Below are 6,760 nucleotides of genomic sequence, written 5' to 3'. Positions count from 1 at the left end.
CAGCAGGCCGCCGAGCCGCGCCTCGGTGGCGTCGAGCCCGACCGTCGCCGTCACCGGCAGGGCGCCGAGCGGCGAGCGCGGCTGCAGCGCCAGGTCGAGCGTCATCGGCACGCCGGCGAGGACGCCGGCGCCGCTGATCGAGACCGGCCCGCCCGGACCGGGCGCGCTGAGCCGGACATCCGCCGCCTCGACCTCGAGCTGGCGGCCGTTACGGCGGTCGAGCCACAGGATCGAGCCCTGGCGGATCGCGGCGCGGACGGAATCGAGCCGGCGGCCGATGCCGTCGCCCAGCCCGTCCCAGGAGCGGCGGCCGTCGGGCAGCGTCTCCAGCGCCACGCTCGGCTGGTCGAAGGTGACGCCGACGACCTCGATGCGGCCGAGCAGCAGCGGCAGGAACGAGACCCGCAGGTCGACGCCGGTCGCGGTCAGCAGGTCCGGCACGGTGGCGCCCGGCACGCTGGCGACACGGACGTCGCCGGCCACCAGGCGCGGCATCGGCAGCATCTCGAACGACACCGGCCCGTCGATGGTGACGGCGCGGCCGGTCAGGCCGCCGATCTCCTGGGCGATGCGGGCGCGGTAGGGCGTCCAGTCGAGCTGCCCCGGCACCACGAGCACCGCGGCGACCAGCAGGACCAGGAGGATGAGGAGACCGAAGGCGAGTTTCTTCAAGGCTCTGCGGGCGTCGTCCGGGGTTGCGACTCCGGCGCATGATCGGAAATCGTCGGACAGATTCACAATACAAATCAGGATTGGGACAAAACACCGGGGAAATCGCGCTGCTGCGATCTTATCCCGCATCGCCGTTTCGGCTAGTCTCGATAGCACGGAGGGAAGCGGATGATGGGCGAGGTGATCAATCTGCGGCAGGCGCGCAAGGCCAGGGCCCGCGCCGGGAAGGAGGCGCAGGCGCAGGAGAACCGCGCCCGCTTCGGCCGCACCGGGGCGGAGAAGCAGCGTGACGCCGATACGGCCGAGCGCGACGATCGCCGGCACGAGGGGCACCGCATCGGCCCCCACACCGAGGATGACAAGGATCCGGACGGGGGCACCGCCTAGATGCCGTCGATCTCTCGCGTCGCGGCCCTGGTGGCGTTGCTCGGGCTGGTCGTGGCCGGCTGCGCCGGCCCTGCGCAGCCGCCCAAGGGCGGCGGCACCGGCGGCGTGGCCACCGATTTCCAGCATCTGCCGGGCTGGCGGGAGGACGGCGTCGCCGCCGCCCTGCCGGCCGTGTGGAACACCTGCAGCGTCTATTCCGCGAAGTCGCCGGGGACGCGGCTGAACTACAACGGCATCGACGGGCCGGTCGCGGACTGGGTGCCGATCTGCGACGCCGCCCACCGCCTGACCGGGCGCGACGAGGCCCAGGCCCGGCAATTCTTCGAGACCTGGTTCACCCCGGTCGCCCTGACCGGGTTCGACGGCGGCCAGTTCGGCCGCTTCACCGGCTATTTCGCGCCGGAACTGAACGGCAGCCGGGTGCGCCGCGGCGCCTACCAGACGCCGCTGTACCGCACTCCGGGCAACGGCCGGGACCGCCAGCGCAGCCGGGCCGAGATCGCCCGCGGCGTGCTGGAGGGGCGCGGCTACGAGATCGTCTGGGTCGACGACCCGATCGACGCCTTCTTCCTGGAGATCCAGGGCTCCGGCAAGGTGCGGCTGGACGACGGCAGCGTCATCGGGCTGAAGTTCGACGGCCAGAACGGCCAGCGCTACCGCGCGGTCGGCCGGGTGCTGGTCGATGCCGGCATCGCCACGCTGGACGAGATGTCGATGGGCTACATCCGCAATTGGATGCTGGCCAATCCCGACCGGGTGCAGTGGCTGATGAACCAGAATCCGAGCTACGTCTATTTCCGCGAGAAGGCGGCCGAGGACGTGATCGGCGCCCATGACGTGCCGCTGACGGCGGGGCGCAGCCTGGCGGTCGACAACGACTACATCTCGCTGGGCACGCCGGTCTGGCTCGATATCGAGGACGACCCGACGGTGCCGGGCCGGACGCTGCGCCGGCTGGTGCTGGCCCAGGACATCGGCGGCGCCATCCGCGGCCCGATCCGCGGCGACCTGTACTGGGGCGAAGGCCACGCCGCCGGCGACATGGCCAGCGCCATGAACGCCGAGGGCCGGGCCTACATGCTGGTGCCGCGTGCCACACTCGGCCTGACCGCGGGACGGTAGAGCGGGCAACAACGGCGAAATTCAGGCATCCAGTCCTGCACGAATCGAAGGCAGGCGATGCGTGGCGCGCAATGGCGCCGCCGAGTCGGCCGACGTAAGGTAAGGCTCGCGGCCCCGAGGCCGTCCCTTGCCGGCCGCCGCCACCATGACCCTCACGCTCGCCCAGCCCCGCGCCTCCGTCGCCGCGGGCATCGGTTTCGCCTGTTTCGGCTTCGCCCTGTACACCTGCATGGACACTGCGGTGAAATGGGTGTCGGCGGGCTTCCCGCTGTACCAGGTGATCTTCTTCAACTCCGCCTTCGGGCTGCTGCCGATGCTGGCCTATGCCCAGCTGACCGGCGGCGTCGGCCAGCTGCGGACCAAGCGGCTGTGGCTGCACGCGACCCGGTCGGCGATGGCGCTGGCGGGGTCGTTCACCTGCTTCCACGCCTATGCCGAGATGCCGATCGCCGACGTCTACGCCGTGCTGTTCTGCGCGCCGCTGCTGATCACCGCGCTGTCGGTGCCGATCCTCGGCGAATCCGTCGGCTGGCGGCGCTGGACCGCGGTCGGGGTCGGATTCATCGGCGTCATGGTGATGCTGCGCCCGGGCGCCGGCATGGCCAACCCGGCGGTGCTCGGCGCGCTGTTCTCCGCCGTCGTCAACGCGGTCGGCTTCCTGCTGCTGCGCCGCTTCATCGCCAGCGAGAACCGGATCTCCTTCGGCTTCTACGCCAATGCGAGCACCGCGATCGTCACCGGGCTGATGATGCTGGCCTTCGGCGGGGTGATGCCGGCGCTGCCCGACCTGCTGGCGATCGCGATCGGCGGCGTGCTGGGCGGCACCGCCTATCTGTTCGTCACCAACGCCTACCGCCAGGCGCCGGCCGCGGTGGTGGCGCCGTTCCAGTACAGCCAGATGATCTGGGGCGTCGTCTCCGGCTACCTGCTGTGGCGCGACGTGCCGGACCCGACCATGCTGATCGGCTGCGGCATCGTCATCGCCAGCGGCCTCTACATCCTGCACCGCGAGACGGTGCGCCAGGCGCCGGTGGCCCAGGACGCCACCCCGGCCGCCACCGTCGCCTCGGTGCCGTCGCCGATCAGGACGCAGGACCGGGCCCCCGGCTGAGCCGCTCGCGCGCCTCGGGCGTGGCCAGGCAGGTGGCGACGGCCTCGTAGCCGGGCGCGCCGGGATAGGGCGCGACATAGCTCGGCGGGGTGTGATTGGCCGGGCAGAGCAGGATCGCCTCGTCCGGGCCGACCGCCGCCAGGTCGAGGATGGCGCAGGAGCGGGTCATCAGGAACAGCGGCCGGCCCTCGGGCCCGGCGGGCCCCCCGAGCCCGCGGCGGCGGAGATGGGCGATCAGCGCCTCCTGCGTCGCCTGGTCCAGCCCCTGCTCGACCATGTCGACGACCAAGGGCCCCTCCACCTCCAGCCCGGCCAGCAGGGCGAGCAGCGCGTCCGAGGCAATGGCGCCGTCCTCGACCAGCCAGGCCAGGGTCCGGTCGACCCGGGCGCGGAGATCCGGATCGGCGTCGAGCCGGGCCTTGGCCGCGGCCCCGCCATTGTCCAGCCGGTCGAGGCCGAGGAAGGCGGCGCCGGGCAGCATTTCGGCCAGGCGCAGCGCCAGGCGGGTCTTGCCGCTGCCGAGCGGGCCGATGATGTAGGTCAGCGGCCGGATAGGCCCGAGCTCGAACCGCTCGCCGCCCCAGGGCCAGGGCAGGTCGAAGGCGATGCCGGGCGCAGGGGAGCCAGGCGACAGGAGGCTCGCCAGCTCCCCGGCGGTCGGCGCCCGGCCGCAAGCGAGGTCGTCGCGCAGGCCATGCACCCGCTCGATCGTGCCGGCGAGCTGGCGCAGCCGGCCCTCGAGCGCCGCCTGATGCGCCGCCAGCGCCGGCTCCAGCCCCTGCGGGTCGCCCTGCAGCACCCGCGCCACCTGGGCCAGGCTGAAGCCGAGCGCGCGCAGGGCGGCGATCTCGCCGGCGCGGCCCATCTCCTCGGGGCCGTAGGCGCGCCAGCCGGCGGCGCTGCGGACCGGGACCAAGAGGCCGCGCTGCTCGTAGAGCCTGAGGGCCTTGGCCGAGACCCCGAGCCGCCTTGCGGCTTCGGAGGCGTTCAGGAATGGGGCGGAGACGTTCACGACTCACCTCGTCACGGGTTGACCGCCTCTCTTATCGGAGCGGTCCCAGGGGCCGGGTCAACAGGGATTGGCGATGGCGCCGGAATCCGTCATGCTGGCCCCGCCATGACAACCACGCGCGCAGCCTCGGGACGACTTACGGCCTTCTGAGCCGGCCGGATTCGTGTGTCCGGTTTCCGTCCCCCTCTGCTGCGATCCGTCCCATGACCATCCGCCCGAAGGCCGCGGCGCGGCCCATCCCCAGCCATCTCCGACTTCCCGGCGGCCGTCGGCGGGAGATCCGCCGGCGGCCGTAGCTCCCCCTCTGCACGGGCAAGGAGGCACGGATGGCTTACGATCCGCAGGCGATCGAGCCGAAATGGCAGGCCTATTGGGACGAACACCGCAGCTTCCGGGCGGAGATCGATCCGAAGAAGCCGAAATTCTACGCGCTGGACATGTTCCCCTACCCCTCCGGCGCCGGGCTGCATGTCGGCCACCCGGAGGGCTACACCGCCACCGACATCATCTGTCGGTACAGGCGCATGGCCGGGTGGGCCGTGCTGCACCCGATGGGCTGGGACGCCTATGGCCTGCCGGCCGAGCGCTACGCCATGCGCACCGGCATCCATCCGGCGGTCACGACAAAGCGCAACATCGAGACCTTCCGCCGCCAGGTGCGGCGGCTGGGCTTCTCCTACGACTGGGAGCGCGAGCTGGCGACCACCGATCCCGGCTTCGTGCGCTGGACCCAGTGGATCTTCCTGCAGCTGGTCGAGCGCGGCCTGGCCTATCAGGCCGAGGTCCCCGTGAACTGGTGCCCGGCCCAGAACACGGTGCTGGCCAATGAGGAGGTGAAGGACGGCCGCTATGTCGAGACCGGCGACCCGGTGGTACAGCGGCCGATGCGGCAATGGATGCTGCGCATCACCGCCTATGCCGACCGGCTGCTGGCCGATCTGGACGGGCTGGATTGGCCGGAGGGCATCAAGGCGCTGCAGCGCAACTGGATCGGCCGGACCGAGGAGTTGGGAGAGGACGGCTCGCGCCGGGTGACCTATCGCCTGCGCGACTGGCTGTTCTCGCGCCAGCGCTATTGGGGTGAGCCGATCCCGATGCTGCATCTGGCCGACGGATCGGTGGTGCCGCTGCCGGAGGACAGCCTGCCGCTGCTGCCGCCGGAGCTGGACGACTACGCCCCGGCGCCGGGTGGGGCGCCGCCCCTGGCCCGGGCGACGGACTGGGTCGAGACCACGGTGCCGGGCACGGAGATCCCGGCTCGGCGCGAGACCGACACCATGCCGCAATGGGCCGGCAGCTGCTGGTACTATCTGCGCTTCCTGGACCCGCACAACGACCGCGCGATCGTCAGCCGCGAGGCCGAGCGCTACTGGCTGCCGGTCGACCTGTATGTCGGCGGGGCGGAGCACGGCGTGCTGCACCTGCTGTACGCCCGGTTCTGGCACAAGGTGCTGTACGACATCGGCGTGGTGTCGACGCCGGAGCCGTTCCGGCGGCTGGTCAACCAGGGGATGATCCTGGCCCCGTCCTATCGCGACGCCGCCGGCCGCTACTACGAGGCGGCTGAGGTGGAGGAGCGGGACGGCGGATTCTATGCCGGCGCGGTGCCGCTGATGCGGCAGGTCGAGAAGATGTCGAAGACGCGCCTCAACGTGATCAATCCGGATGCGGTGGTGGCCGAGCACGGCGCCGATGCGCTGCGGCTGTATGAGATGTTCCTGGGCCCGCTGGAGGCAGCCAAGCCCTGGCAGACCGACGGCGTGGCCGGCATCCGCCGCTTCCTGGACCGGGCCTGGCGCATCGTCTGCGGCGCGGATGACTTGTTGAGCCCGGCGGTGTGGGAGGAGGAACCGCCGGCCGGTCTGCTGCGGCTGCGCCACGCCACGGTCGCGGCCGTCACCGCCGATATCGAGGCGCTGCGCTGCAACACCGCGATCGCCCGACTGATGCCGCTGGCCAAGGCGTTGGTGGCGGCCGACCCGCGCCCGAGGGCGGTGGTGCAGGATTTCGTGCTGCTGCTGGCGCCCTTCGCCCCGCACATCGCCGAGGAACTGTGGGCGAAGCTGGGCCATCCGGACAGCCTGGCCCACGCCCCCTGGCCCGGCTTCGACCCGGATCTGGCGCGGGAAGAGAGCCGCGACTACGCGGTGCAGCTGGACGGCAAGGTCCGGCACCACATCCGCGGCCCGGCCGGTCTGGACGCCCCGTCCCTGATCGCCGCCGCCCGGGCCGACCCGAAAGTGGCGGCGCTGCTGGAGGGCCGAAAGGTGGTGCGGGAGATCGCGGTGCCTGGGCGGCTGGTGAATTTCGTTACGCGGGGCGGGGGGTGATCCTCGACCGATGAGGAGCTGTCCGGTTGGGTTCGTGGCTTGCGACCCAACATTGCGATTTCCCCTCCTGTCATTGCCGGGCTTGACCCGGCAATCCAGTGGGCGTCGACAGCCTCTGGATGCCCG

6 protein-coding genes are annotated in these 6,760 nt (G+C 71.7%); 4 read left to right on the top strand and 2 right to left on the bottom strand.

Going from position 1 to position 6,760, the window contains the following annotated elements:
* A partial coding sequence (locus ACTOWL_RS33145; RefSeq protein ID WP_441325564.1) for an AsmA family protein occupies positions 1 to 672 on the bottom strand: 672 nt, incomplete at its 3' end.
* A gap of 171 nt (positions 673 to 843) precedes the next feature.
* On the opposite strand from ACTOWL_RS33145, the gene ACTOWL_RS33140 reads away from it, so the two are divergent.
* The 3 genes from ACTOWL_RS33140 (at position 844) to ACTOWL_RS33130 (ending at position 3,292) form a co-directional block, all read left to right on the top strand.
* Positions 844 to 1,059 carry a DUF4169 family protein gene (locus ACTOWL_RS33140; protein WP_441325563.1) on the top strand — a complete coding sequence of 72 codons (216 nt, stop codon included), beginning with the start codon at positions 844 to 846 and terminating at the stop codon, positions 1,057 to 1,059.
* Positions 1,060 to 2,181 carry a murein transglycosylase A gene (gene mltA / locus ACTOWL_RS33135; RefSeq protein WP_441325562.1) on the top strand — a complete coding sequence of 374 codons (1,122 nt, stop codon included), beginning with the start codon at positions 1,060 to 1,062 and terminating at the stop codon, positions 2,179 to 2,181.
* A 145-nt stretch (positions 2,182 to 2,326) separates the two neighbouring features.
* On the top strand, positions 2,327 to 3,292 hold the full coding sequence (locus ACTOWL_RS33130; protein ID WP_441325561.1) for a DMT family transporter: 966 nt from the start codon (positions 2,327 to 2,329) through the stop codon (positions 3,290 to 3,292).
* On the opposite strand, the gene ACTOWL_RS33125 is transcribed toward ACTOWL_RS33130, so the two are convergent.
* Complete coding sequence (locus tag ACTOWL_RS33125; protein WP_441325560.1) at positions 3,264 to 4,304, bottom strand: MerR family transcriptional regulator; 1,041 nt, start codon at positions 4,302 to 4,304, stop codon at positions 3,264 to 3,266. The two genes, ACTOWL_RS33130 and ACTOWL_RS33125, sit on opposite strands and share 29 nt — an antisense overlap.
* A 326-nt stretch (positions 4,305 to 4,630) precedes the next feature.
* Here ACTOWL_RS33125 and ACTOWL_RS33120 point away from each other — a divergent pair, with 326 nt between their 5' ends.
* Positions 4,631 to 6,634, top strand: coding sequence for a class I tRNA ligase family protein (locus ACTOWL_RS33120; RefSeq protein WP_441325559.1), 2,004 nt, complete (start codon positions 4,631 to 4,633; stop codon positions 6,632 to 6,634).
* Positions 6,635 to 6,760: the final 126 nt, after the last annotated feature.

Origin of the sequence: Inquilinus sp. CA228 (assembly GCF_052078665.1) — a bacterium.
Classification (GTDB): domain Bacteria; phylum Pseudomonadota; class Alphaproteobacteria; order DSM-16000; family Inquilinaceae; genus Inquilinus.
The sequence above is the reverse complement of the archived record's forward strand: the minus strand, read 5'-3'. Positions and strand labels throughout refer to the sequence as shown.